Source organism: Demequina sp. NBRC 110052 (assembly GCF_002090075.1).
Taxonomy (GTDB): domain Bacteria; phylum Actinomycetota; class Actinomycetes; order Actinomycetales; family Demequinaceae; genus Demequina.
On record NZ_BBRI01000003.1, the window covers coordinates 713,696 to 736,102 of the forward strand.

Genomic DNA, 22,407 nt, shown 5'->3' on the forward strand with positions numbered 1-22,407 from the left:
CGTGGGACCTCCAGTGGGTGCGGGCGGGCGGCGCACGGTGGCGCGCGTCGCCCTGGGGCCCGGGCACGGCCGGGGGCACAGCCGAGCGGACCTGGGACGGACGCCCACATGGTAACCATGCGCGCGCCCGTTTCGACGGCGGCTCGGCCGGATGGAGAGCCAGGTGTCGCACACGTCACATCCAGGAACTTCTCGCCGGCATGCGGATCCGCCCGCCGCGCCGAGCCCCGGTCAGGGCGCCGTCAGCCCGTGAACCGCGCCCTGTAGGCGAGTCGCCTCAGCCGCTCGGGCACGAGCCGGTAGCCACCACGCACCACCAGGTTGCGCGCGTACTGCGCGCGTGTGGTGAAGCCGATCGCGCGAAGCGCGCGCTGGAGGGCGAGCTCGGAGCGCAGCAGCGCGAGCCCCCCACGCCGCGCATACGCGCCGGCGTCGACGCGGTAGCCGAGCAACGCGTCGGGCACGTTGTCCACGCGCGCACCGGCGTGGATCATGCGCGCGAACAGCCAGTAGTCCTCCATGCGGCCCATCTCCGCGTAGCCGCCGACCGACGCGACCACCGAGCGGCGGTAGACGACGGTCGGGTGGTTGAACGGCTGATGGAAGCGCGCATACGCCGCGATGTTCGCTCCCACGGGCGGCGTGCGCACGGCGCCGCGGTGCTCGAGCGACCCCGAGAACTCGACGAGGCCAGACCCGACGAGGTCAAGCCCCGTGTCGAGGAGCGCCAGCTGCCGCGCGAACCGCTCGGGCAGCGACAGGTCGTCGGCATCCATCCGTGCGACCACGTCGTGCGCGCACACCGCCAGTCCGGCCTCCAGCGCAGCGGCGAGGCCTACATTCGCCTCGAGCTCGACGACCCGCACGGGCACGTCCGACGCTGCGGCGAGGTCGGCGATGGCGTCCGCCACGGCGTCGGGCACGGGACCGTCGCGGACGATCACCACCTCGCTGGGAGGAAGCGTCTGGTCGTCGACGGAGCTGCGAAACGCGGCGCGCAGCTGCGTCGCGTCGTCGCCCGCGTACACGGGCAGCAGCAGCGAGAACGGAGTGGCGCTCATGCGCGGTCCGTGCCCGCGGGACGTGCGTCGTACCTCTCGACCAGAGTGGCGACCTCGGTGCCGAGGTCCGCGAGGGCCTCCACGTTGGGCCGGGGCGCGGTGCGCCAGCCGTCGCGCCACCCGCGCCCGAAGGCGTCGCGCAGCACTGCACGGTCGGACGATCCCGCCGCGGTGCGGAGCCATCGCAGCACCGACGAGGCGCCGTACACGCACTTCTCGAACGGCGAGAGCGACCGCGAGCGCCGCAGCATCCACAGCTTGTTGCGCACCTCGTAGTAGAAGCGCGGGCCGGGGTCCGCGTCGGTCGAACCGAACTTCGCGGTCTTGTGCACCACGACTGACGCGGGGACGTGCACGCCGTCGCGGTGGCGCAGCAGTCGCGTGGAGTACTCGAAGTCGTCGTTCCAGATGAAGTAGTCGACGACCGGCAGACCCTCCGCATGTACCGCGTCCGCGGACGCGAGCATCGAGACGAAAGATGCCGAGCGCACGGTGATGGCACGAGCCTCGGCGGCCCTGGCCCGCTGCGCGCGGGAGGCGCCAGGGCGCTCGCGCGGGGTGTTCATGGGGTGCTCGCGTCCGTCGTGCCACACGACCTTCGAGGCCCCGACCGACGCGCCGGCTGCCTGCACGCCGGCGACGAGCTCCTCGAGCGCGGTGGGCGTAGGGATCGAGTCGTCGTCCATGATCCACACGAACGCGGGTCCGGCAACGTCGGAGTCACCGTCGAGCAGCTCCATCGCACGCGCGATGCCGACTGCGAAGCCCCCGGCGCCGCCGGTGTTGCGGGCCAGGGTGTCCACATGCGCCCATGGTGCGAACTCCGCGGCGACCTCGCCGGTGGCATCCGTCGAGGCGTTGTCGACGACCACCATCGCCGCGACGGGAAGGCTCTGAGTGCGGATCGCCTCAAGCGCCTCGCGCAAGAGTTCGGCCCGGTTGTATGCGACGACGACGGCAGCGACGCGCGGCTTCGCGTCGGTCATGCGCACCCCTTCCGGCCCCCGCGCCCGGCGGGCGCGGAGACCAGGATACGGGGCGGCCGGGTGCCGCGGTCAGGACGAGCGAGCTATGCGCGGTCGCGCGGGGCATCCCCCGAGGTGGTCTCGTCGGCCGGGCCCGACGCGCGGGGACCCTCGGTCGTGTGCTCGCCCGACGCCGGGGCCGGGTCGCCTGCCGCTCCCGCGCCGGTGGTCGATCCGGGGTCGGACTCGGGCTCTGGCGCGCTCGCTGCGGCGCTCTCGCGAGACGCCGTCGCCTCCTCGTCGGCGCGCGCGCGCAGACTCTCACGTTCCGCTTCGGCCTTGGCTCGCTGCGCCTGTGCACGCTCCATGTCGCGGCGGGCCTGCGCCTCGCGCTCACGCATGCGCTCCTCCTCCTTGAGCGCGGCACGCTCGTGCGAGGGCAGGGGGATCCCGCGCTCGCGCAGCACGGTGAGGGCCTCGTCACGCTCCTTCAGTGCGGGCCACTTGAGGAGAGCGAAGAGCAGCAGGAGCAGCCATCCGATCACCGGCACCAGCGTGGCGAAAGCGCCCCACCAGCCGGAGTAGCCGGCCTTCTTGGCGATCGCGACGCCGATCACCACGGTGAGCACGAAGACGGCCACGGCCGCGATGATCGCGACCGTTCCGGCCTGGTCCAGCCATTCGGACAGCGTCCGCGTGGCCTCATCAGTGTCGATGCTGGTGACGTCCACCGTCGTGGCGAGCATGGTTCCCTCCCAGTCCGCCCGGCGGCCGGTCCGCCGGTGCACCTGGGGAGGTCAACGCGGTACGGAGTGCATGCCTTCCCCGTAGGGACGTCGCCCCTGGTAGAGAGGGGCTAGGCGCGGAAGTGAAGGCCGTCGAGGGCGGCGAGCATCGCGTCGTTCTCCTCGGGGGTGCCGATCGTGATGCGTACGCCCTCGCCCGCGAACGGGCGGACGAGCAGCGGGCGTTCGGCAGCGGTCGCTGCCTCGACCACCGCATCGGTGTTCTCGCGCGCGGCGATCCACACGAAGTTGCCCTCCGACGCCGGGACGGTCCAGCCCTGGGCCGTGAGCGCCTCGTGGACGCGGATGCGCTCGGCGACGACCTGCTCCACGCGTTCGAGCAGTTCCTGCTCGGCGTCGAGCGACGCGATGGCCGCCGTCTGCGCGAGGCTGTTCACGGAGAACGGCGTGACGCACGTGCGCACGTGCGCGATGACGTCCTCGGGTCCGGCGGCGTAGCCCACGCGCAGCCCCGCGAGCCCGTAGGCCTTGGAGAAGGTGCGCAGCAGCACGAGGTTGGGATAGCGCGTGAGAGCATCGAGCCCGTTCACGACGTACGGGGCGCGCACGAACTCGCCGTACGCCTCGTCGAGGACCACCAGCACCGTGGACGGCACCTGCTGCATGAACTCCTCGAAGGCCTCCGCCGAGATCACCGGGCCCGTGGGGTTGTTCGGCGAGCAGACCATGACCACCTTGGTGCGGTCCGAGATCGCCGCAGCCATCGACAGCAGATCGTGCTCCGCCTCGCCCGTGAGCGGGATCATGATGGGGCTCGCGCCCGTGAGCTGGGTGAGGATCGGGTACGCCTCGAAGCTGCGCCACGCGAACATCACCTCGTCGCCGATGCCGCAGTACGCCTGCAGGATGTGCCCCAGCACCGCGACCGAGCCGCCGCCCACGACCACCTGCGCGGGCTCCAGGCCCAGACGCACCGCGATCCGCTCGGTGAGGTCCACGGAGAACATGTCGGGGTAGCGGTTCACCCCCGCGCTCGCACCGGCGATGACCTCGCGCACCGACTCCAGCGGCCCGAAGGGCATCTCATTGCTCGAGAGCTTGATCGGCTCCGGTCCCCCGACTTCACCCCGCGCTCCCGGCACGTAGCGAGGCATCGAGGCGATCACGGGACGGGGCGCAGGAGAAGACATGTGCCTAGCATGGCACGCCGCCCTGACGGCCCCTCGGGGCGTGAAAGGATGACGGCCATGAGGTTCCTGCTCCAGGTCGCCATCTCCGCCATCGCCGTCTGGGTCGTCACCCTGCTCCCCCTCGATGTCGCCGTGCACGGCGGCGAGGGCGACGAGTGGTGGCACCGCGCGCTCGTGTTCCTGTTCATCGGGCTCGTCATCACCGCGCTGAACGAGCTGCTCAAGCCGATCCTCGACGTGCTCGGGCTGCCGTTCAAGATCCTGACGCTCGGGCTCTTCGGCCTCGTGATCAGCTGGTTCATCCTGTGGCTCGCCGCGTGGATCACCGAGTTCGTCGACTTCGCGACGCTCGAGATCGGCGGCTTCTGGATGACGCTGTTCGCGGCGCTCGTGATCTCGCTCGCCACCGCAGTGCTGAGCGCGATCATCCCGGGAGCGGACAAGCGTCGCTGACGCACCCGCGTGCGCACGCGCGCACCATGGAACAATGACGGCGTGAACGACTGGACCCGCCTCGCCGACATCGCTCCCCCCATCGCCCTTGGACCGCTCGACGGCCGCTACCGCGGCGCGGTGGCCGGCCTCGTGGACCACCTCTCGGAGCCGGCGCTCAACCGCATGCGCCTGCACGTGGAGGTCGAGTGGTTCATCCACCTGTGCGCACGCGACGCCGTCCCAGGAGTACGCCCCCTCACGGACGACGAGGTCACGCTGCTGCGCGGGATACCGGCCGGCTTCGACGCTCAGACGATCCAGGAGCACGCGGACTTCGAGAAGGTCACCGTGCACGACGTCAAGGCCGTCGAGTACGTCATCAAGGCACGCATCAAGGGCACGTCGCTCGAGCCGCTGAGCGAGCTGGTGCACTTCGCCTGCACGTCGGAGGACATCAACAACCTCTCCTACGCGCTCATGGTCAAGGGCGCGGTGGAGCAGGTCTGGCTCCCCGCCGCCCAGGGCGTGGTCGCCGATGTCGCTGCGCTCGCGGTCGGCGCCAAGGCCACTCCGATGCTCTCGCGCACGCACGGTCAGACCGCCACGCCGACCACGCTGGGCAAGGAGTTCGCGGTGCTCGCGCACCGCCTGGGCCGCCAGCTTCGCCGCATCGAGGGTCAGGAGTACCTGGGCAAGATCAACGGTGCGACCGGCACGTTCGGCGCGCACACTGCGGCGGTGCCCGGCACGGACTGGGTCGAGATCTCGCGCACGTTCGTCGAGCACCTGGGCCTGACCTGGAATCCGTTGACGACGCAGATCGAGAGCCACGACTGGCAGGCCGAGCTGTACGCGGACGTCGCGCGGTTCGGTCGGATCCTCCACAACCTCGCGACGGACGTGTGGACGTACGTGTCGCTCGGCTACTTCGCGCAGGCCACCACCAAGGGCTCGATCGGCTCGTCGGCCATGCCGCACAAGATCAACCCGATCCGCTTCGAGAACGCCGAGGCCAACCTTGAGATCTCGGCCGCCCTGCTCGACACCCTGGGCGCGACGCTCGTGACGAGCCGCCTGCAGCGCGACCTCACGGACTCGTCGAGCCAGCGCAACATCGGGCCCGCGTTCGGCCACTCGCTGCTCGCGATCGACAACGTGCGCCGCGGTCTGGGGACGCTCACCGTGAACGAGGCAGCCCTTGCCGCCGATCTCGACGCCTCGTGGGAGGTGCTCGCGGAGCCGATCCAGTCCGCCATGCGCGCGGCTGCGATCGCGGGCGTGCCCGGCATGGAGAACCCGTACGAGCGCCTCAAAGACCTCACGCGCGGTCAGGCGATCGACGCTGGGGCGATCCAGGAGTTCGTGGGCGGCCTCGAACTGCCCGCCGAGACCAAGAACCGCCTGTCCGCGCTCACTCCGGGTTCCTATGTGGGACTCGCGGAGACGCTCGTGGACCGCTTCCTCGACTGAGCCTCCTCAGCCGAGCAGCACCTCGTCGCCCACGGCGAGCGTCCCCGGCGTCGCCACGTCGCAGTAGACCGCGACGCGCAGGTCCCTCGACGCGCCCAGCGCCGTGAGCCATCGTGTGCTCGCGGCAACCCCGTCCTGCGCGAGGTCGATCGTGCGGCACCGCTCGATCCGCTGCACCGGCGCCAGCACCACGCCACCGATCGCGAGCGCACGGCCGAACCACGTCTCCTCGACGAACGGCTCGTCCGTCTCCACCACGAGGTTCACGCGCAGGCGACGCGGATCCGCATCCACTCCCAGCTCGCGTGCGCACCACTCCAAGGTGCCGGTGCCGATCAGTGAGACGGAGCCGTCGTCGAAGTGCTTCACGTCGCTCTCGCGCGCGAGCGCCACAGGAGCCTCCATCGCGTCTGTGAGCGACGCATCCAGCTGGGGTGACCCGGCCTCCCAGGTGCGGGCGCCGTCGGAGACGACCACACCGTCGGGCATGGTCCGCGCGGAGAAGCCGAAGACCGCGTCCCGCCGCACCATGCGTCTGGTGCTCTTCCCTGACGCGAGGCGCGAGTCTTCGTCGCGCACCGCCCACGCCCGATCCCCCACGAGACCGCGCGCGTCGAGCTCGACGGATCCCAGGGATTCGCCCGCCATGGACTTCACGGGGTATCGACGAATGGACGCGACGCGCATGCCGCCACCCTAGGCGCAGAGCGCGCGGTTCTGCGCGAACTCTGAGGCACAGCGGGCTCGTCGCGGTCGTTACAGTTGCCGTGATGGATGCGCAGACTACGCCCGACGCTGGGCTCCCCTCGACGCCCGGCCCCGCCCCCGCGTCGGGCATGCAGGCAGGCCCGACGCCGCGTCGCCTCAGATTCGAGATCCTCATCGTGCTGGGGCTGTCGCTGGGCCAGTCGGCGGTGTTCGCGATCACGCAGTTCATCGAGTACTACGTGAAGACTGTGGACCTCAGCTCCACGACGTCCACGCTCAACCGCTCGCGCTCGTCCATCGCGTGGATCGACTTCGTCGAGCAGGTGCTGGTGATCGGCTTCCGCCTGATGCCGGTGATGCTGGTGCTGTATCTGCTGTCCGAGCGGGGGCGTTCGGCGTGGCGCGCGCTGGGGCTCACGGGGCCTGCGTCGAAGTGGCGCGGCGATGCGGGCTGGGCGCTGATCCTCGCGGCGAGCATCGGCATCCCAGGACTGGTGCTGTATCTGGTCAGCCGCGGCCTGGGCATGACTGTGACGGTGGACACCTCAGGTCTGCCCGACGAGTGGTGGGCGGCCACGATCCTGCTGCTGAGCGCGGCGAGCATCGGCATCCTCGAGGAGACGATCGCGGTCGGCTACCTCGTCAACCGACTGCGCGAACTGCGCTGGGGCGTGCCGGCGGCGATCATCGCCTCTGCTCTGCTCCGGGGCGCGTACCACCTGTACCAGGGCTGGCCGATGGCGCTCGGCAACGTCGCCATGGGCGTCGTGTTCGCGTGGGTGTACGTGAGGCGCGGACGGCTCGGCCCGCTGATCGCGGCACACCTGCTGCTGGACGGCATCGCGTTCGTCGGGCCGGAGATCGCGCCAGCTTCCTGGCTGGACGCGCTCGGCCTCTAGACTGCCCGGTATGGCCGCCGACGCACTCGTGGACCAGTCTGGCGAGGCCAGGCAGTCCCCTCAGGTGAGGATCGTCGACGCACCGGAGACGCGCGTCCACCGGTTCACGGACCTGCTGGCCCTGATCGGGACCTTGCTCGGCATCGTGCTCGTGCTCCTCATCGGCGCGTACGCGCAGGGCACCACCGAGGGCATCGAGAGCGACGTCAGCGGATTCGCGCGAGTGCTGCAGCGGCTGCTCGTGGCTCCGGTCAACCTGTTCTCCGGCATCGTCACGATCGTGATCCCGCTCGTGGTGATCATCGACATGGCGATCCGCCGCGAGCCGCGCCGCATCCTGGAGACGATGGCTGCGGCATTCCTCGCGTTCGTCGCCACCGTGATCGCCGCGGCCACCACCCTGGCGTTCGCCGCGGAGGAGCTGCTCTCGTCACTGTCGGTGATCGGGTCCGACGGCGAGCCGGCCGTGTCCCTTCCCGCCTACATCTCGGCCGTGGCCGCGATGCTGACAGCCGCGGGGCTCCGCTCGTCGCATCGCGTGCTCTCCGTCTCGTGGAACCTGGTGTGGGCGGCGATCGCGGTGGCCGTGATCTCGGGCATCGTGACGCTGCCCGCCGCGCTCGTCACCGTGCTGATCGGCCGTGCGACGGGCCTTCTGCTGCGCTGGTCCATCGGCTCCACCGCCGACCGCGCCTACGGCGAGGCGCTCGTCGACGGCATCCGGCGTGCGGGCTTCGAGCCCAAGCAGCTGGTGCGCGCCGACGTCCACGACGAGTTCGCGGCCGTGGAGCTCGACGAGGTCTCCGCCGCGATGGGGCGCACGCGCCAGGGGCGCGTGTACTCGCTGACGACGCGCGAGAACCACCACCTGCTCGCAGTGGCGCTGGACGGCGACCAGCACGCCGCCGGCTTCCTGGTGAAGTGGTGGAACACGATGCGCCTGCGCGGCATCAACGCGCGCGCCGACGTGTCGCTGCGTCACAGCGCGGAGGCGACGGCCCTCGTCTCGCATGCCGCCCGCAACGCCGGAGTGCGCACGGCACGCGTACTCGGCATGAGCCACGTGCGGGACACCATGATCCTCATCTATCAGCGTCCCGCAGGGGTGCGGCCGCTCGCTTCACTGCAGGACGACGAGGTCACTGATCCCCTGCTGGACGCCATCTGGACGCAGGTGGCCCACGCCCATGCGGCCGGAATCTCCCACAGGTCACTCTCCGCCGACACGATCCTGGTGGGAACCGATGAGGATCTCGACGAGCCCGTGGTGTGGCTCACGAGCTGGGAGATGGGCGAGGTAGCCACCGCGACACTCGCCAAGCGCATCGACCTGGCGCAGGTGATCGCACTCATGTCGCCCATCGTCGGCAAGGAGCGCGCCGTCGACGCGGCGCTGCGGGCCATGACGGAGGAGGACCTCGAGCAGGTCGCGCCTCTCATGCAGATGATCGCGATGCCGCGCGCCACGCGGCACGCGCTGCGCGCCTCGGAAAGCCATGCGCTTCAGCACGTGCGGGCGGAGATCGTGGAGCGCCTGCCCGACGCGGAGATCGAGCAGGAGAACATCACCCGATTCGGGTGGCGCACCATCCTCACGCTCTTCCTCGGCGTGGTCGCCGCCGCCATCGTGCTGGCGTCGTTCAACACGCAGGAGGTGCTCGCGGCGCTCGAGCAGGCGAACTTCTGGTGGCTCGCCGCCGCCTTCGGCTGGTCGCTGCTCTCCTTCGTGGGTGCCGCGCTCGCGATGCTCGCCTTCAGCCCGGTGCCGCTGCCCTGGGGCCGCGTACTGCTCGCGCAGGTCGCGGCCGCCTACCTCGCGATCGCCGTGCCCGCGGGCGTCGGGCCTGCGGCGTTGAACCTGAGGCTTCTCACCAAGCGGCGCGTCCCTTCGCCGCTCGCGGTGGCGACCGTCGCGCTCGTCCAGGTCTCTGGGGTGGTCGTCACCGTGGTCGGCCTCGTGGTGCTGTCGCTCGTGACCGGGTCCGAAGGCACACTCGCTCAGCTTCCGAGCACCTCGATCCTCATCGGCGTCGGCGTCACCGCCGCGGTGATCGCGACCGCGCTGACAGTGCCGAAGGTGCGTGCCTTCGCCGCCGCGCGCGTCATGCCGATGCTGCGCCAGACCTGGCCGCGGTTCTCCCAGGTGCTCGGCCAGCCGCTCCGCCTCGCGCTGGGACTCAGCGGCAACCTCATCCTCACGGTCGGCTTCGTGGGCGCCTTCTGGTCCGCCCTCGAGGCCTTCGGTCAGAGCCTCCCGGTCGTGGACGTGGCGATCCTGTTCTTCCTCGGGAACGCCGTCGGCGCCATCGTGCCGACGCCGGGCGGACTCGGCGCCGTCGAGATCGCCCTCACCGGTGGCCTCACCGGTGCGGGCGTGCCAGCAGCCGTCGCCGCGTCCGTCGTGGTCATCTACCGACTCATCACCTACTGGCTGCGCATCCCGCTCGGGTGGCTCGCGATGCGCTACCTGCAGAAGCGGGGCGAGATCTAGCCGCTGTAAGTTGCCGCCGTATCTTGGCAATGGACGCTAGCTCGGCAAAGTGGTCGAACTAGTCTGGCAATTGCCGAGATGTACGACCCTCCGGATGGGCCAACCAGTCTGTTCCGCCGGCCAAGGCCCTAAGAGCTTCGCTCGCTGAGTCGTAGGTCTGGCTCGGCGCGGCTCTGTCGAGCAACGAGACGACCCAGGTGCGCCCAGCGGGAGCGATCCACGCGACGGTCTCTCCGCCACCGTCGCGGACCACCCATTGGCGGCCTTGAAGCTGAGCTCTGAGCAAGCCCGCAGAGATCACTATCACTCGCCGAGTATTTCGAACGGGTGAGACAACGCTCGCGTGGGTGGTCCCGCCCTCAGTAGCACGGCACGTCGATCACGCTTGGTGTACCGGTGGAGAAGGCGCTGCCACGCGCTCGCCGATGGCCTCGATTCGCCTGGCTACGCGATCGCTGCCATGTGCTCGACGAGTTCGTCGATGCTGATCTGAACCAGATGGTGCTTCGCACTGAATTCGCGCAACGCCTGACCTCGGAGCATCGTGCCATCCGCGCTTGCGATCTCACAGATCACCGCCACAGGCGAAAGACCAGCGAGAACAGCGAGGTCGATCGCCGCCTCTGTGTGTCCGCGGCGTGCCCTGACTCCGCCAGGGGAGGCGATCAGAGGAAACATGTGCCCCGGGCGCACCAGGTTGCTCGAGCGAGCGAGGGGATCGGCAAGCACCGCGATAGTCGCGGCACGGTCGTCAGCAGAAATCCCAGTGGTCACGCCGTCAGCGGCATCGACCGGCACGGTGAACGCTGTCCTGAGCATCTCGGTGTTCTCGCGAACCATGGGATCGAGGCCGAGCCGTATCGCGCGCTCCTCCGTCACCGGCGCGCAGATGAGGCCACGGCACTGGTCCATCATGAACGCGATGACGTCACGAGTGGCGAACTCCGCGGCGACAACGAGATCCCCTTCGTCTTCCCGATCGGGGTGGTCGGTGACCACGACCGGCTCGCCCGAGGCGACCGCGGCGATCGCCGCTTCGACAGTTGATGACGACACGGCGATCACGCGTCGCCCACCAGAGTGCGCGCGATTGCCACATCAGTGATGATGACATTGACCCAGCCGCCGCGCAGCGCCGCGCGCACGGCGGACGCCTTCCTCGCCCCGGCCGCGACGCCGATACGACGAGGAACTGACCGCATGGTCGTCGAGTCGATACCGACAACACGCTCGTCGAGTTCGGTGTCTACGGGCACGCCTTCCTCGTCGAAGTAGCGCAGGCACACATCGCCTACGGCACCCACTCCGCGCAGTTGCTCCTGATCGGATTCCGCCAGCGCGTTGCCCGAACTGCGAAGCAACGGCGACGGCTCGGTCGTGCCAATACCCACCAGCGCCGTCGTCAGATTGGGCCACTGCGACGAGACCGCGAGGAACGAAGGGTCAGTCGTGAGCGACTCTCTTGCTGCGACGGTCGCAAGGAGCCCGGGCGCAGAGAGGAAGACGGGCTCTGCCTTGGTCGCCGCCGCAAATCTGGTCAACAGGCGCGTCGCCTCGACTTGAACGCGTGACTCGCCGACGCCTCCCACGAGCTGCACCACGGTCTCGGCGACGCGATTCGGAAAGGGCCTCAATGCGCCCACAGCGGCCAACAACGACGCGCTCCACGAAGCGATGCCGATACGCTCGCCGCCCACCATGGTGGTCTCGAGGTACTCGGCCGCGGCCGAACCAACCGCCTGGAGCTCTCCTGCCTCAGATCCCGGGTCGACGACCACAGCTTCGTCGATTCCGTACAAGATCTCGATGCGCCGCTCGAGATCCGTGAAGACACCCTCTGGCTCCGAGACGGTGGTGCGTACGATCCCGACCTCGCCGGCGCGCTTCAGCAATCGCGACACCCGCGGCTGCGACACATGGAGCTCGGCGGCAATATCGGTCTGCCGAATGCCCTGCTCGTGGTACATGCGAGCGATGCGCACCATCAGGCGCGTGTGCTCGTCCCCGACGACCACGCTGGGATAGTTCGACACACGCGACTCCTAAATCTGCATTCCGGCTTGCAAGCATATGCGACAAGGGTCCGGCCGCGCACGCTCACTCCAACCGGATGCGGGCACATTCCAGCACCCCCACTGGCAACGGTGCTACCACTCCGCCGCCGTTCTGCGCGATGCGACGATCTCGCGCGCGGCGGCTGCGATGCCATCACGCGAGACGCCGAAGTGGTCGAGCAGCCACTGAACCGTGCCTGTGGGGGCGAAGTCGGTGACACCGACGAGGCGCATTGGCACGGGGTGGCGCTGGACGACGACCTCGGAGACAGCGCCCCCAAGGCCTGCGGTGAGGGCCTCTTCCACGGTGACGATTCCGCCGGTCTCGCGCGCCGCGGACTCGATTGCTTCGGAGTCGATCGGTGCAATGGTCGGCATGTTGAGAACTCGAGCGTCGATGCCAATCTCTGCGAGCGCGTCGGCCGCATCCAGGGCGCGGCTCACCACCGTGCCGGTAGCAATCAACGTCACATCAGATCCGTCGCGTAGCGTGACCGCCTTGCCGGGCTGGAACTCGTATCCATCCGGACTCACATCGGGCACCCCCATGCGTGAGACTCGGATGAAGACGGGTCCATCGTGCTGGGCAGCCCAGCGCACAGCTTGGGCTGTCTCCGTCGGATCTGCGGGCACGATCACGGTGAGCCCGGGAATGGCACGCAGCCATGCGAGGTCCTCGATGGAGTGGTGCGTAGGGCCGAGTTCGCCATAGGCCATGCCCGGGCTCTGGCCGACCAGCACCATGTGGTGTTGCGAATACGCGGCGTCCACCTTGATCTGCTCCATGGCGCGCGCGGTCAGGAAGCATGCCGCGGCGGACACGAACGGCACCTTCCCGCCGTTTGCGAGACCCGCGCCGACCCCGACCATGTCCTGCTCTGCGATGCCTACATTGACAACGCGATCCGGAAAGGCGTCCTGGAACTTGTTGAGCTTGCTCGACCCCACGGAGTCGTTGACGACGGCGACGATGCGCTCATCCTCGCGGCCAAGCTCGATGAGTGCATCGACCCAAGCATCACGGCAGTCGCTCAGTGCGACCTCAGGTGCGGTTGTCATGAGTTCTCCAGTTCATTGAGAGCAGCTTTGACCTGCTCTTCGCTCGGCACCTTGTGGTGCCACGCGACGTTGTCGGACATGAATGAGATCGGGTGACCCTTCTGCGTCCGCGCGATCACCGCAGTGGGCTTCCCCGAAGCGGCGGGGACATTCGCGAACACCTTGCGAAGCGCGCCGTGGTCGTGCCCGTCGACCTCGACCACCTCCATGCCGAACGCGCGCAGCTTGTCGGCGAGAGGCTCGAGGTCGTTCGTGTCCTCGACGCGGGCTCCCTGCTGAAGCCTGTTGCGATCGATGACGACGCAGAGGTTGGCGAGCCGATGGTTGCCCGCGGTCATCAGGGCCTCCCAGTTGGAGCCCTCCTGGAGCTCTCCATCGCCGGTCACCACGAAGGTCCTTCGTGATGAGTCGTCGAGCTTGCCTGCCAGAGCCGTGCCAACGGCGATCGGCAGGCCGTGTCCCAGCGGACCGGTGCTTGCCTCGACCGCGCTGATCTTGGTGCGCGCGGGATGCCCGTTCAGCATCGACTTCGGCTGCATGAACGTTCCCAGATCGTCCGGGTTGATGAAGCCAGCGGCCGCGAGCGTCGTGTACAGCGCAGCGGCGGCGTGGCCCTTCGACAGGATGAACCGATCACGATCCGGGTCACCGAGCAGTTCGGGTCCCATGTTGAGAGAGTTGAGGTACAAGGTGACGAGGATGTCGATCACCGAGTACTCCCCTCCGATGTGCCCGAGGCCCGCAGCGCTCACCATCTGAATGTCGCGCGCACGTACCTGTCGCGCCGCGCGCCGCAGGTGGGCGACAGCCTCCTCGTCCGTGGCCCCTTCGGGGACGCGCCCGATGACGCCGAATGCATCGTTCGGCACGTCCTCCACATGAACCTGGGGCACCAGGTCTTCTTCAACCGTCATGTCCGTCTCTCCTCTTCTCGTTGCTCTCACGACCCGTGCCCACGACCCGCGGCTCTCGGTCGAATCGCCGGCCAGTCGGCACGGCGCGGTCGCCGACGGCACCGCATCCTCCGGTCGTAGTCATTTCTATTCAGTCCCGATTCTTCTTTCACTCACTCTACGCCCACGACCGCTACTTGGCGAGTCAGCCTCTAGACCTCGTGATCGCGTCGGCCCAGGAACGGCGGGCCTCCGCTCGTTCAGACTCCGACGCCTCGGGGGTGAATCGGCGCGAGGGCTCCACATCCGACATGGCAACGCCGATACGCCCAAAGGCGAGCGCGGCGACGCCGCGCAGTGCGACATCCGCGTCGCCTACGACCACGACGTCCGAGCCCACGGTGTCCGCCTGCGTCTGCATCAGCAGCGTCGACGCAGTCGCACCGCCGTCTGCGCGAATCTCATCAGGCAGTTCGCTGCCTACGCTCATCAGCTCGATAACGTCGGCGACCTGGTGGGCGACCGCGTCGAAGGCTGCTCGTGCCACATGCGCGCCGGTGCTGCCGGCACCGAGCCCAGCGATGATTCCGACTGCGGAGGCATCCCAGTAGGGTGCGCCCAGTCCACCGAAGGCTGGCACGAGAACAGCTCCGTCCGCGCTCATGACCTCACCCGCGAGAACGCCAAGCGCCTTGGCGTCCGCACACCCAAGTAGCCGCGCGGTCCAATCCAATGCGGAGCCTGAGTACCGTACGTTGCCCTCTACGGCATAGACCGGGCCGTCGTCATACCAGGCGAGCGTGCTCGCAAGACCCTCGGCACGTCGCAACTCAGCGCCCGTGCCCTGAACGACCGACGTTCCCGTTCCGTAAGTCGCCTTCACGACGCCAGGATCTCCACCGCCATGTCCGCGCAGGGCAGCATGCGAATCCGCCATCACCGCGAGGATCGGCAACCCCTCGGGGAGCCCCGCACACCGGGTGAGGCCGAAGTCGCCCGTCGTGGCAACGACGGACGGCAGAACGTCGCCACTGATCCCGAAGATGGACATCAGCTCCGGCCGCCACTCGACCGACTCGAGATCGAGCAGAAGCGTGCGTGACGCGTTGCCGGCTTCGATCACATGACGCTCGCCCCCGGTGAGGTTCCACACGAGCCACGAGTCGACGGTTCCCACGATTGTCTGATTGGGCGAATGCTCGAGCAGCCACGCCATCTTCGGCGCAGAGAACATAGGGTTGAGCGGAAGCCCGGTGATCTCCGCAACCCGCCTTCCGTGTTCTGGCACAAGCGCCTCGCATCGGCGCGCCGTCCGCGTGTCCTGCCAGCTGAGCACCGGCCCTGTCGGGGCACCTGTACGTCGATCCCACGCCACGACAGACTCCCGCTGATTGGAGATCGCTACTCCTGCGATCTCCGATCCGCGGACCTGGGCGGCGACCCTCCCAAGGACTTCAAGGGTCGACTGCCAGATCTCCCGCGCGTCCTGCTCGGTCCAGCCGACGGCGGTGTTGGTGATCGCGAGTGGCTGGCTCGCGCTCGCCAATACCGTTCCGGCAGGATCAAGCGCCACCGCCTTGACGTTGGTGGTGCCCTCGTCGACGGCCAGGATCACGGACATGACTGCGCTCGCAGTTGGGTGGCCGTCGATACGGATACCGTCGTCGGACAGAACGCGCTCATCGTCAACCTCGCGCGCCGCCAGGCGAGTTCGGGTTCACGTCCGGTCCGAAGAACTTGAGGATGCGCAGCGGCGTGTCGCCGGTGTTCACGTACTCGATGCCCTGCGCGGCGCGGTCACGGGTGACGAGGAGCTCGTCGCTACCGGGCTCACCGCCAACCACTGGAACACCGCCTACCGTGCCGGTCCCCTCCCAGACAAGCAGGTTGAAGACACCCTGCTCGGTGCCGACATAGCGGGCACCAGGCTCGAGCAGCAGTCGCTTGCCCGAGAACTTGGACGTGCCACAGAAGATCCACGACTCAAGGACGCCATCTGCGTTGACAATCTCGACAGGCGTGAAGTGCAGGGACCCGAAGATGTCGGGATCAGCGTTCGCGGACCAGTCGATCCACGAGAGGATCGCGGCTTCGCCAAGCTGCTCGCGGTCGCTTGCGCCGATGTCCTTGAACAGCAGCTCCTTCGAGATCTCTTGCCCGGAGTTCACTGCTTGAAGCATCGCCAGGGTGTCGGAGTCCTCCTGGAGCTCGACCGTCATCGCGGTGCCAGGCGCATGCAGCACACCGGACGGCACGAAGAAGCCGTGCTCCTCCAGCTGCAGGAATGCCTGCGAGAGCGAGAGAATCGAGTCCGAGTTCCAAGCCTTGAGATGGTCAACGAGCTCGTCGGAACCGTGGCCGCCTTCGAAGGAGCGATGCAGACCGAGGAAGGTCTCGGGGTGCGGACCCATGTAGTCCTGTGGCGGAATGTAGTACGCCTCGTCCTTCGAGTTGCAGCCCACCTTCACCGCCTCCTCGATGGGCGGGTGAATGTGGAAGGGCACGCGCGCGTCGTAGTCGAAGATCTTGGCCAGACGCTGCAGGCCGGTGTGGGTCGATGCATAGTCCTCCCCCGCCAGCACGTCGAACGCCGCGTCGACGACGTCCCTCAAGAGCACAGTCGAACCATCGGAGAGTCGGATGTAGCTCAGGCCCTCATCACTGGGTCCCACGCGGTTGTCCGCTCGGGTCGTCGATGCGAGCCAGCGCTCGCCGATCGTTCCTCTCTCCCCGGCGTCGTACTCGTCGTTGGGCACCACGATCCGGCGGCCAGCTGGAATCCAGTCCCGCGCCACGTACGCGGGATCAAGCCTGAGGAACCCGTCGGAGGACTCGACTTCCCGCTCGATGACCGCGCGAAGCGTCTCCTTGGTTGTCTCTGTGGACATGGCACTGCTCCTTCTCTAGATACTTGCTGTGGTGTGCTCCGCTGTGTGTGACTTCCTAGTCAGCTCCTCGCGCCTCGGGTCCGCGGCGGAGCGATCCAGCGGCGACAGCGACGGCAAGGACGGTGCCGGTCAGCACGTACTGCCAGTACGAGGCGACACCAAGGAGATTGAGCGCGTTCGAAAGGTATGAGAAGAGGACTGCACCGACCACGGTGCCGGCGAGGGTTGCCCGTCCACCGCGTAGCGCGGTTCCACCCACGACGACCGCGGCGATCGCGTTGAGTTCGAAGGACAACGCCATGGTTCCGCTCGCCGACGACAGCAGCCCCGACAGGAAGACGCCCGCTCCTGCGAACGAGACGCCTGCGATCACGAACGCCGCAGCCTTGAAGGCACTGACGGGAACGCCGGCGAGCCGCGCCGCCCGCTCGTTGCTACCGATGGCACGCAGCCCACGCCCAAAGTGAGTCCAGTAGAGAAGTCCGTAGGCGAGGCCGGCCACGACAAGCAAGACGAGGAACGAGACCGGGATCGGGCCCAGAGACTGCGTAGCCATCGAACGGTAGTAGTACGACTCGATGGGGACGATGCCGCCCTCCGTCACGATGAAGGCGATGCCAAGGAAGAGGTACTGGGTTCCGAGCGTTGCGATGAAGGACGCGATCTTCAGATATGCGACCAGCACGCCGTTGATCAACCCGGCGAGCGCTCCAACCGCGAGCGCGCCTGCGATTGCTACGCCGATGGTGGTGTTGGGCAGCAGGGCCGCGGCAGTCAGCGCTGAGATTGCGATCACACCGGGCACAGACAGGTCGAGCAGTCCGGTCCCGATCAGCAGCGCCATACCGCACGCCGAGACGCCGGTGATGGCGGCTTGGAGCAGAACGCTGTTGATGTTGCCAGCACCGATGATGGCGGGCTGAAAGACGCTGAGCAGAGCGACGAGCACCAGCAGCACTCCGGCGAGATACTGGCGCGCCAGGAACGTGCCGATCCGCCGAGCCAGCGATACCGAAGCCGCCGGCTCTTCCTCCATCTGCACCGGCATTGCCGGTGCGGTTCCCGTTGCGGTGTTCATGCCGCACCTCCTGCCTGTGAGGCACGACCCGTGCGTGACTTCGACATTCGTCGAATGCCATCGACGCTGAGTGCGGCCAAGAGAATGAGTCCCACCGCGACGTACTGCCAGTACGACGGGACGTTGAGAAGGTTCAAGGTCGAATTGACTGTGGCCAGTAGCAGCGCGGCGATTGCCGTTCCTACGACATTCGCGCGGCCGCCGGCGAGACTCGTGCCGCCAAGGACGGCGATTGCGATGACTTGAAGTTCGAGGCCCACGCCGTACGTGCCGTTGACGACCGCAAGCCGGCTTGAGAGCAGGACGGCAGCGATTCCGACCATGAGGCCTGCGAGAACGTAGACCACCAAGAGCACGCGAGAGACGCGGATGCCGGACTCGGCGGCGGCTTGCGGCCGCCCGCCGACGGCGAGAATGTGCTTGCCGAGTGTGGTGTGCCGCACGAGGAACCAAGTGCCGATGCCAAGGAGTATCGCAACGACAACTGAGAGTTCGACGCCGCCGAAGGAGAGTGTCGCGAGCTGAGTGAAGTGCGGATCTGAGATGTACACCGACGTTCCGTCGGTCGTCAGGAGCGCGACTCCGCGCATCGCTGTCATCGTGGCCAACGTTGCGACGAAGGCGGGGATTGCGAAGAGCGTCACCAACATGCCGTTGAGTGCGCCGACGACCACTCCTGCGAGCAATCCGATCAGGATTCCGGGCACGACTCCGAGTGAGTTCACGGAGATGCCCGTGACACAGGCGGCGAATGCCTGGGCAGATCCCACCGAGAGGTCGATCCCCCTGACCGTGATGGCAAGCGTCATGCCGAAGCCGACGATTGCGAGCAACGCTGCGTTGCTCAGGATGTTCGAGATGTTCGCCCCGGTCATGAAGTTGGGCGCGATTGCCCACGCCACGATGACGATTGCGACGAGCGGTCCGGCGACGACCAGCGAGTCGATCACGCCGCTTCCGAGCACGCGCCTGCTGCGCGGCTTGGTGGCTCCTGAGGGAGCGGTTGGCACAGTCGTTGCCTCGAGAACGCTTTGCTCAGGCATGCGACACCTCCTTGAACTGCCCGAGTGCGAGAGCAGTGATGTTGTCCTCCGTGATGTTGTCCCCGGCGAGTTCGCCGACCGGTCGGCCGGCGTGGAACACCACACAACGGTTCGCCACCGCCACGACCTCGGGAATGTCGGAACTCGACACGACTACCCCCGCGCCCTGCTCGGCAAGAGACTCGATGAGCTCATAGATCTCGACCTTCGCTCCGACGTCGACGCCGCGCGTCGGTTCATTCAGGAGCATGACGCGTGCCTGCGATTCCACTGCTCTCGCGAGAAGCACCTTCTGCTGGTTGCCACCACTGAGGCTCCCGATCAGGACCTGGCCGTGTGGCACCCGAATGCGCATGCGCTTGCGCAGTGTCATGAATGTCGAGTTCTCGAGCCCAGACAGGGTGAACCATTTCGCCAGGCCCTTGCGCGCTGCCCATGGCTTCGAGATCATCGTGTTCTCAGTCACATCGAGGTGGGGGACGATTCCCTCCTGCTTGCGGTCTTCGCTCAGCATGAAGATGCCTGCAGACCTTGCGGCGAAGGGCGATCTGACGGAAACAGGGACGCCGTCGACCTCGATTGCGCCGGACTTGGCACGAACATCACCGGCAAGAGCGCCCATCAGTTCCATGCGACCCGAGCCAGCGAGCCCGGCCAGCGCCAGCACCTCGCCCGGGTGAACCTTGATGTCCACGGCTCGCCGCAGACCCGGAGCGCTCAACTCGCGGACGCGTAGCCGTGGCGGACGATCGTCATCGTGGTAGTCCTGGCCACACAGCGTGTGAACGAATGCCTGTGGCTCGCGACCCAGCATGAGCTCCACGAGTGCGGATTCGTCGAGCTTGCTGGTTGACCCGTTCCACACCGAGTTGCCGTCCCGGAAGACCGTGATCACGTCGCAGACCGCGAAAATTTCGTCCAGGTGGTGCGAGACGTAGATGATGGCTTTGCCAGAGGACGCGAGCTTCCGCACGATGCCCAGGAGACGCTGCGCCTCCGGCGCGCTCAGAGCCGCGGTTGGCTCATCCATCACCAGCACGTCGAACTCACGGGACAGCGCACGCGCGATCTCCACCATCTGCTGGTCCGCGACAGACAGGGTTCCTACGAGCCGGCCCGGATCCACATCGAGCTCGAGTAGGTCGAGCAGCTCCTGGGTGCGATCACGGGTCTCCCTCGCACGAACGACGCCACCTGCGCTGATTTCGTGACACAGGAAGATGTTGTCCGCGACGGACAACTCCGGCACGAGGCGGAACTCCTGGCTGACGACGCTGATTCCGGCACGCTGCGCATCCGTCGGAGTGTGGAAGTTGACTCGCTCTCCCCGGACCCACACTTCACCGTCAACCGGGGACTCGATGCCGGCAAGGATGCGGATCAGCGTGCTCTTGCCCGCTCCGTTCTCCCCCACCAGCCCCAAGACCTGGCCACGGTCCACCTTGAGATCGACGCCCTTGAGCGCCTTGACGCCAGGGTACGTCTGCACGATCCCTCTGACATCGACCACGTTGTCGTTTGCCATTTCTCCACTCCGCGACGTTGTTGTCGAGAGTCACGGGCCCGGGCGACTGCGAATTCAGCCACCCGGGCCCATGGGCTCATCGGTTGTTCTTGGCCTCCAGGTAGGCCTCAAGGTTGTCTGCAGTGACGACCTGGGTCGGGAACAGGATGGTCTTCGCATCGATGTCGTCCCATGCAGGCGAGTCACCTTCAAGCAGCTGCAGCGCCGTCAGCGCCGCGAGTCGGCCAAGCCCGTAGAAGTCCTGGCCAATGGTGGCGGACAGCGTTCCATCAGCGATGGCGTCGAGCTCCTGCTGGGTGCCATCGATTCCGATGATGACGACGCCGTCCTGGCCAATCGACCGGCCGGACTCGAGGACCGCGCGCGATGCGCCGAGGGCCGTTCCGCCGTTGGTGCCAAAGATGGCCTTCACGTCCGGGTTCGCCGCAAGGATGTCCTTGGCCGCGGTGTAGCCGCCTTCGACGGTGTCGTTGCCATCCACGGAAGCGACGATCGTGAAGTCGCCGTTCGCGGCCATGACCTCCTCGAATCCCGCGTCACGATCCTCGCCGACAACCGAGCCTGCGTGAAGCTCGATGATCGCCACCTCGTAGGGAGGCTCGGAGGAAGACGTCAACTGCTCGATGATGTAGTTGGCAGCCTGCCTGCCCGCCTCGACGCTGTCCGACACGACGTATGCGTCGTAGCTTCCAGCCACTCCGATGTCGCCGATGACGACGGGGATCTGGTTCTGGTGGGCAAGGTCAATGGTCTGCGGCAGTGCCGCAGGCTGCACGGGAGTGACGATGAGGCCGGAGATCCCCTGGTTGATCAGGTCGGCGCTACCAGAGACCTGGGTGGCCTCCGAGCTCTTCTGGTCGGCGACGATCAGTTCTGCGCCGCCCTCCTCGGCTCCGGCCCGGACACCGGCCTCCCACTCCTGGAACGCGGGGTTCGAAAGGTCGTACACGGAGTAGCCGAGCTTGAGCGGCGACTTCGCCACGAACTCGGTAGCGGAAGCGTTGTCCGTTCCACCAGTGGTCTCGGAACCACTCGTGCAACCGACAAGGGCAATTGCGGCGACCGCGAAGGCCGCAGCCAGCCCGGTCGCTCGTGACGTAGATCGCATCTCGTTCTCTCTCCTCTTTGAAAGCGAACAGCATATCTATGCAGTTCTGGATAGGTTTTCTAAATGTAGCCGCGTCGGGTACGAGAGTCAAGCGGAGTTGCAATTTCATTCATGGCTGCCTGGAGAGCGCCAGAAGACTTGTCCGGTCATCTCGTAGGTCCAGTCACTGGTCGGCAACCAGGGGTTTTAGCCCTGAAAGCCTGTCTTGATGGGCTGCGAGCACCGCCCAGTCCCGTTCACTCCACGTAGCTCTCTAGGTAAGAAGTCCTAGATCCGTGGTGTGGGATGGGCATCCCACTGCGGCTACCCGAAGGTGGCCGGATCTGGCCCAAGCCTGGTTCCTGCATCGAGCTCGCCGATGGCGGCAAGGTCTCCGTCATCCAGGGCGAAGTCGAACACCTCGAAGTTCGCGCGGATTCGAGACGCAGTGACGGACTTGGGAATGACGATGTTGCCCAGCTCGATGTGCCAGCGAGTCACGACCTGGGCGGGCGACTTGCCGTACCTGTCGGCGATGTCTGTGATCACGGGGTCGGCCAGACACTTGTTCTGCGCCAGGGGGCTCCATGCTTGTGTCCTCACACCGAGCTCGGCGTTCGCACGTCGCATGTCAGCCTGCTGGAAGTAGCGATGCAATTCGATCTGATTCAGGGCCGGCGCGACGCCCGTGGCGTCTACCAGCCGGTTCAGATCAACGTGCGTGAAGTTGGAGACGCCGATTTCTCTCGCGAGCCCCTGCTCACGCAGTTGGATCAGAGCCTCCCAGGTCTCGACGATGAGATCCTGACTTCTCG

The 22,407-nt window shown here is 67.3% G+C and carries 20 protein-coding genes; 4 read left to right on the plus strand and 16 right to left on the minus strand.

Annotation, left to right across the window (positions count from 1 at the left end; all coding sequences use genetic code 11):
- Positions 1 to 242 precede the first annotated feature (242 nt).
- From B7K21_RS10825 to hisC, 4 genes are all read right to left on the minus strand, one after another.
- A complete protein-coding gene (locus tag B7K21_RS10825; protein WP_084075426.1) occupies positions 243 to 1,061 on the minus strand; it encodes a glycosyltransferase in 819 nt (272 codons plus the stop codon).
- Positions 1,058 to 2,047 carry a glycosyltransferase family 2 protein gene (locus B7K21_RS10830; RefSeq protein ID WP_084075427.1) on the minus strand — a complete coding sequence of 330 codons (990 nt, stop codon included), beginning with the start codon at positions 2,045 to 2,047 and terminating at the stop codon, positions 1,058 to 1,060. The genes B7K21_RS10825 and B7K21_RS10830 overlap by 4 nt, the downstream gene beginning before the upstream one ends.
- Positions 2,048 to 2,130: 83 nt before the next feature.
- Positions 2,131 to 2,772 (minus strand): DUF805 domain-containing protein, encoded by a 642-nt coding sequence (locus B7K21_RS10835; protein WP_084075428.1) that lies wholly within the window; start codon positions 2,770 to 2,772, stop codon positions 2,131 to 2,133.
- A gap of 110 nt (positions 2,773 to 2,882) precedes the next feature.
- The gene (gene hisC / locus B7K21_RS10840) at positions 2,883 to 3,962 is read right to left on the minus strand and encodes a histidinol-phosphate transaminase (RefSeq protein ID WP_084075429.1); all 1,080 of its coding nucleotides are present in this window, start codon (positions 3,960 to 3,962) and stop codon (positions 2,883 to 2,885) included.
- 57 nt (positions 3,963 to 4,019) lie between these two features.
- Between hisC and B7K21_RS10845 the strand changes: the two genes are divergently transcribed.
- The gene (locus B7K21_RS10845; protein ID WP_159448500.1) at positions 4,020 to 4,415 is read left to right on the plus strand and encodes a phage holin family protein; all 396 of its coding nucleotides are present in this window, start codon (positions 4,020 to 4,022) and stop codon (positions 4,413 to 4,415) included.
- A gap of 42 nt (positions 4,416 to 4,457) precedes the next feature.
- On the plus strand, positions 4,458 to 5,867 hold the full coding sequence (purB, locus tag B7K21_RS10850; RefSeq protein ID WP_084075431.1) for an adenylosuccinate lyase: 1,410 nt from the start codon (positions 4,458 to 4,460) through the stop codon (positions 5,865 to 5,867).
- 6 nt (positions 5,868 to 5,873) lie between these two features.
- On the opposite strand, the gene B7K21_RS10855 is transcribed toward purB, so the two are convergent.
- On the minus strand, positions 5,874 to 6,554 hold the full coding sequence (locus B7K21_RS10855) for an MOSC domain-containing protein (RefSeq protein WP_084075432.1): 681 nt from the start codon (positions 6,552 to 6,554) through the stop codon (positions 5,874 to 5,876).
- A gap of 83 nt (positions 6,555 to 6,637) precedes the next feature.
- On the opposite strand from B7K21_RS10855, the gene B7K21_RS10860 reads away from it, so the two are divergent.
- Positions 6,638 to 7,474: a CPBP family intramembrane glutamic endopeptidase gene (locus B7K21_RS10860; protein ID WP_234989279.1), complete on the plus strand. Its 837-nt coding sequence runs from the start codon at positions 6,638 to 6,640 to the stop codon at positions 7,472 to 7,474.
- Positions 7,475 to 7,484: 10 nt separating this feature from the next.
- Positions 7,485 to 9,965: a lysylphosphatidylglycerol synthase transmembrane domain-containing protein gene (locus B7K21_RS10865; RefSeq protein WP_084075433.1), complete on the plus strand. Its 2,481-nt coding sequence runs from the start codon at positions 7,485 to 7,487 to the stop codon at positions 9,963 to 9,965.
- Between the two features lie 444 nt (positions 9,966 to 10,409).
- Here the strand turns inward: B7K21_RS10865 and ribB are convergent, their stop codons facing one another.
- The 11 genes from ribB to B7K21_RS10920 all read right to left on the minus strand — a co-directional run.
- The gene (gene ribB, locus B7K21_RS10870) at positions 10,410 to 11,030 is read right to left on the minus strand and encodes a 3,4-dihydroxy-2-butanone-4-phosphate synthase (RefSeq protein ID WP_084075434.1); all 621 of its coding nucleotides are present in this window, start codon (positions 11,028 to 11,030) and stop codon (positions 10,410 to 10,412) included.
- The gene (locus B7K21_RS10875) at positions 11,027 to 11,998 is read right to left on the minus strand and encodes a sugar-binding transcriptional regulator (RefSeq protein ID WP_234989280.1); all 972 of its coding nucleotides are present in this window, start codon (positions 11,996 to 11,998) and stop codon (positions 11,027 to 11,029) included. Before B7K21_RS10875 ends, ribB begins: the two co-directional genes overlap by 4 nt.
- A 114-nt stretch (positions 11,999 to 12,112) precedes the next feature.
- Complete coding sequence (locus B7K21_RS10880) at positions 12,113 to 13,078, minus strand: transketolase family protein (RefSeq protein ID WP_084075435.1); 966 nt, start codon at positions 13,076 to 13,078, stop codon at positions 12,113 to 12,115.
- The gene (locus tag B7K21_RS10885; protein ID WP_084075436.1) at positions 13,075 to 13,992 is read right to left on the minus strand and encodes a transketolase; all 918 of its coding nucleotides are present in this window, start codon (positions 13,990 to 13,992) and stop codon (positions 13,075 to 13,077) included. Before B7K21_RS10885 ends, B7K21_RS10880 begins: the two co-directional genes overlap by 4 nt.
- Positions 13,993 to 14,176: 184 nt before the next feature.
- Positions 14,177 to 15,592, minus strand: a complete 1,416-nt coding sequence (locus B7K21_RS10890) for an FGGY family carbohydrate kinase (RefSeq protein WP_084075437.1) — start codon at positions 15,590 to 15,592, stop codon at positions 14,177 to 14,179.
- Positions 15,593 to 15,656: 64 nt separating this feature from the next.
- Positions 15,657 to 16,859, minus strand: coding sequence for a hypothetical protein (locus tag B7K21_RS10895; protein WP_084075438.1), 1,203 nt, complete (start codon positions 16,857 to 16,859; stop codon positions 15,657 to 15,659).
- 55 nt (positions 16,860 to 16,914) lie between these two features.
- Entirely contained in the window at positions 16,915 to 17,937 is a 1,023-nt protein-coding gene (locus tag B7K21_RS10900; protein WP_084075439.1) for an ABC transporter permease, read from the minus strand.
- Positions 17,934 to 18,980, minus strand: a complete 1,047-nt coding sequence (locus B7K21_RS10905; RefSeq protein WP_084075440.1) for an ABC transporter permease — start codon at positions 18,978 to 18,980, stop codon at positions 17,934 to 17,936. The genes B7K21_RS10900 and B7K21_RS10905 overlap by 4 nt, the downstream gene beginning before the upstream one ends.
- Positions 18,973 to 20,505, minus strand: a complete 1,533-nt coding sequence (locus B7K21_RS10910) for a sugar ABC transporter ATP-binding protein (RefSeq protein WP_084075441.1) — start codon at positions 20,503 to 20,505, stop codon at positions 18,973 to 18,975. Before B7K21_RS10910 ends, B7K21_RS10905 begins: the two co-directional genes overlap by 8 nt.
- A gap of 76 nt (positions 20,506 to 20,581) precedes the next feature.
- Entirely contained in the window at positions 20,582 to 21,487 is a 906-nt protein-coding gene (locus tag B7K21_RS10915; RefSeq protein ID WP_159448501.1) for a substrate-binding domain-containing protein, read from the minus strand.
- Positions 21,488 to 21,916: 429 nt separating this feature from the next.
- On the minus strand, positions 21,917 to 22,407 hold a 491-nt coding region (locus B7K21_RS10920; RefSeq protein WP_200806291.1), incomplete at its 5' end, for an aldo/keto reductase.

Bases quoted from the DNA above. Each gene is read 5' to 3' on its own strand.
- B7K21_RS10825 (WP_084075426.1), bottom strand. From the start codon at position 1,061: ATGAGCGCCACTCCGTTCTCGCTGCTGCTGCCCGTGTACGCGGGCGAC.
- B7K21_RS10830 (WP_084075427.1), bottom strand. From the start codon at position 2,047: ATGACCGACGCGAAGCCGCGCGTCGCTGCCGTCGTCGTCGCATACAAC.
- B7K21_RS10835 (WP_084075428.1), bottom strand. From the start codon at position 2,772: ATGCTCGCCACGACGGTGGACGTCACCAGCATCGACACTGATGAGGCC.
- hisC (WP_084075429.1), bottom strand. From the start codon at position 3,962: ATGTCTTCTCCTGCGCCCCGTCCCGTGATCGCCTCGATGCCTCGCTAC.
- B7K21_RS10845 (WP_159448500.1), top strand. From the start codon at position 4,020: ATGAGGTTCCTGCTCCAGGTCGCCATCTCCGCCATCGCCGTCTGGGTC.
- B7K21_RS10855 (WP_084075432.1), bottom strand. From the start codon at position 6,554: ATGCGCGTCGCGTCCATTCGTCGATACCCCGTGAAGTCCATGGCGGGC.
- B7K21_RS10860 (WP_234989279.1), top strand. From the start codon at position 6,638: ATGGATGCGCAGACTACGCCCGACGCTGGGCTCCCCTCGACGCCCGGC.
- B7K21_RS10865 (WP_084075433.1), top strand. From the start codon at position 7,485: ATGGCCGCCGACGCACTCGTGGACCAGTCTGGCGAGGCCAGGCAGTCC.
- B7K21_RS10880 (WP_084075435.1), bottom strand. From the start codon at position 13,078: ATGACAACCGCACCTGAGGTCGCACTGAGCGACTGCCGTGATGCTTGG.
- B7K21_RS10885 (WP_084075436.1), bottom strand. From the start codon at position 13,992: ATGACGGTTGAAGAAGACCTGGTGCCCCAGGTTCATGTGGAGGACGTG.
- B7K21_RS10890 (WP_084075437.1), bottom strand. From the start codon at position 15,592: ATGTCCGTGATCCTGGCCGTCGACGAGGGCACCACCAACGTCAAGGCG.
- B7K21_RS10895 (WP_084075438.1), bottom strand. From the start codon at position 16,859: ATGTCCACAGAGACAACCAAGGAGACGCTTCGCGCGGTCATCGAGCGG.
- B7K21_RS10900 (WP_084075439.1), bottom strand. From the start codon at position 17,937: ATGAACACCGCAACGGGAACCGCACCGGCAATGCCGGTGCAGATGGAG.
- B7K21_RS10905 (WP_084075440.1), bottom strand. From the start codon at position 18,980: ATGCCTGAGCAAAGCGTTCTCGAGGCAACGACTGTGCCAACCGCTCCC.
- B7K21_RS10910 (WP_084075441.1), bottom strand. From the start codon at position 20,505: ATGGCAAACGACAACGTGGTCGATGTCAGAGGGATCGTGCAGACGTAC.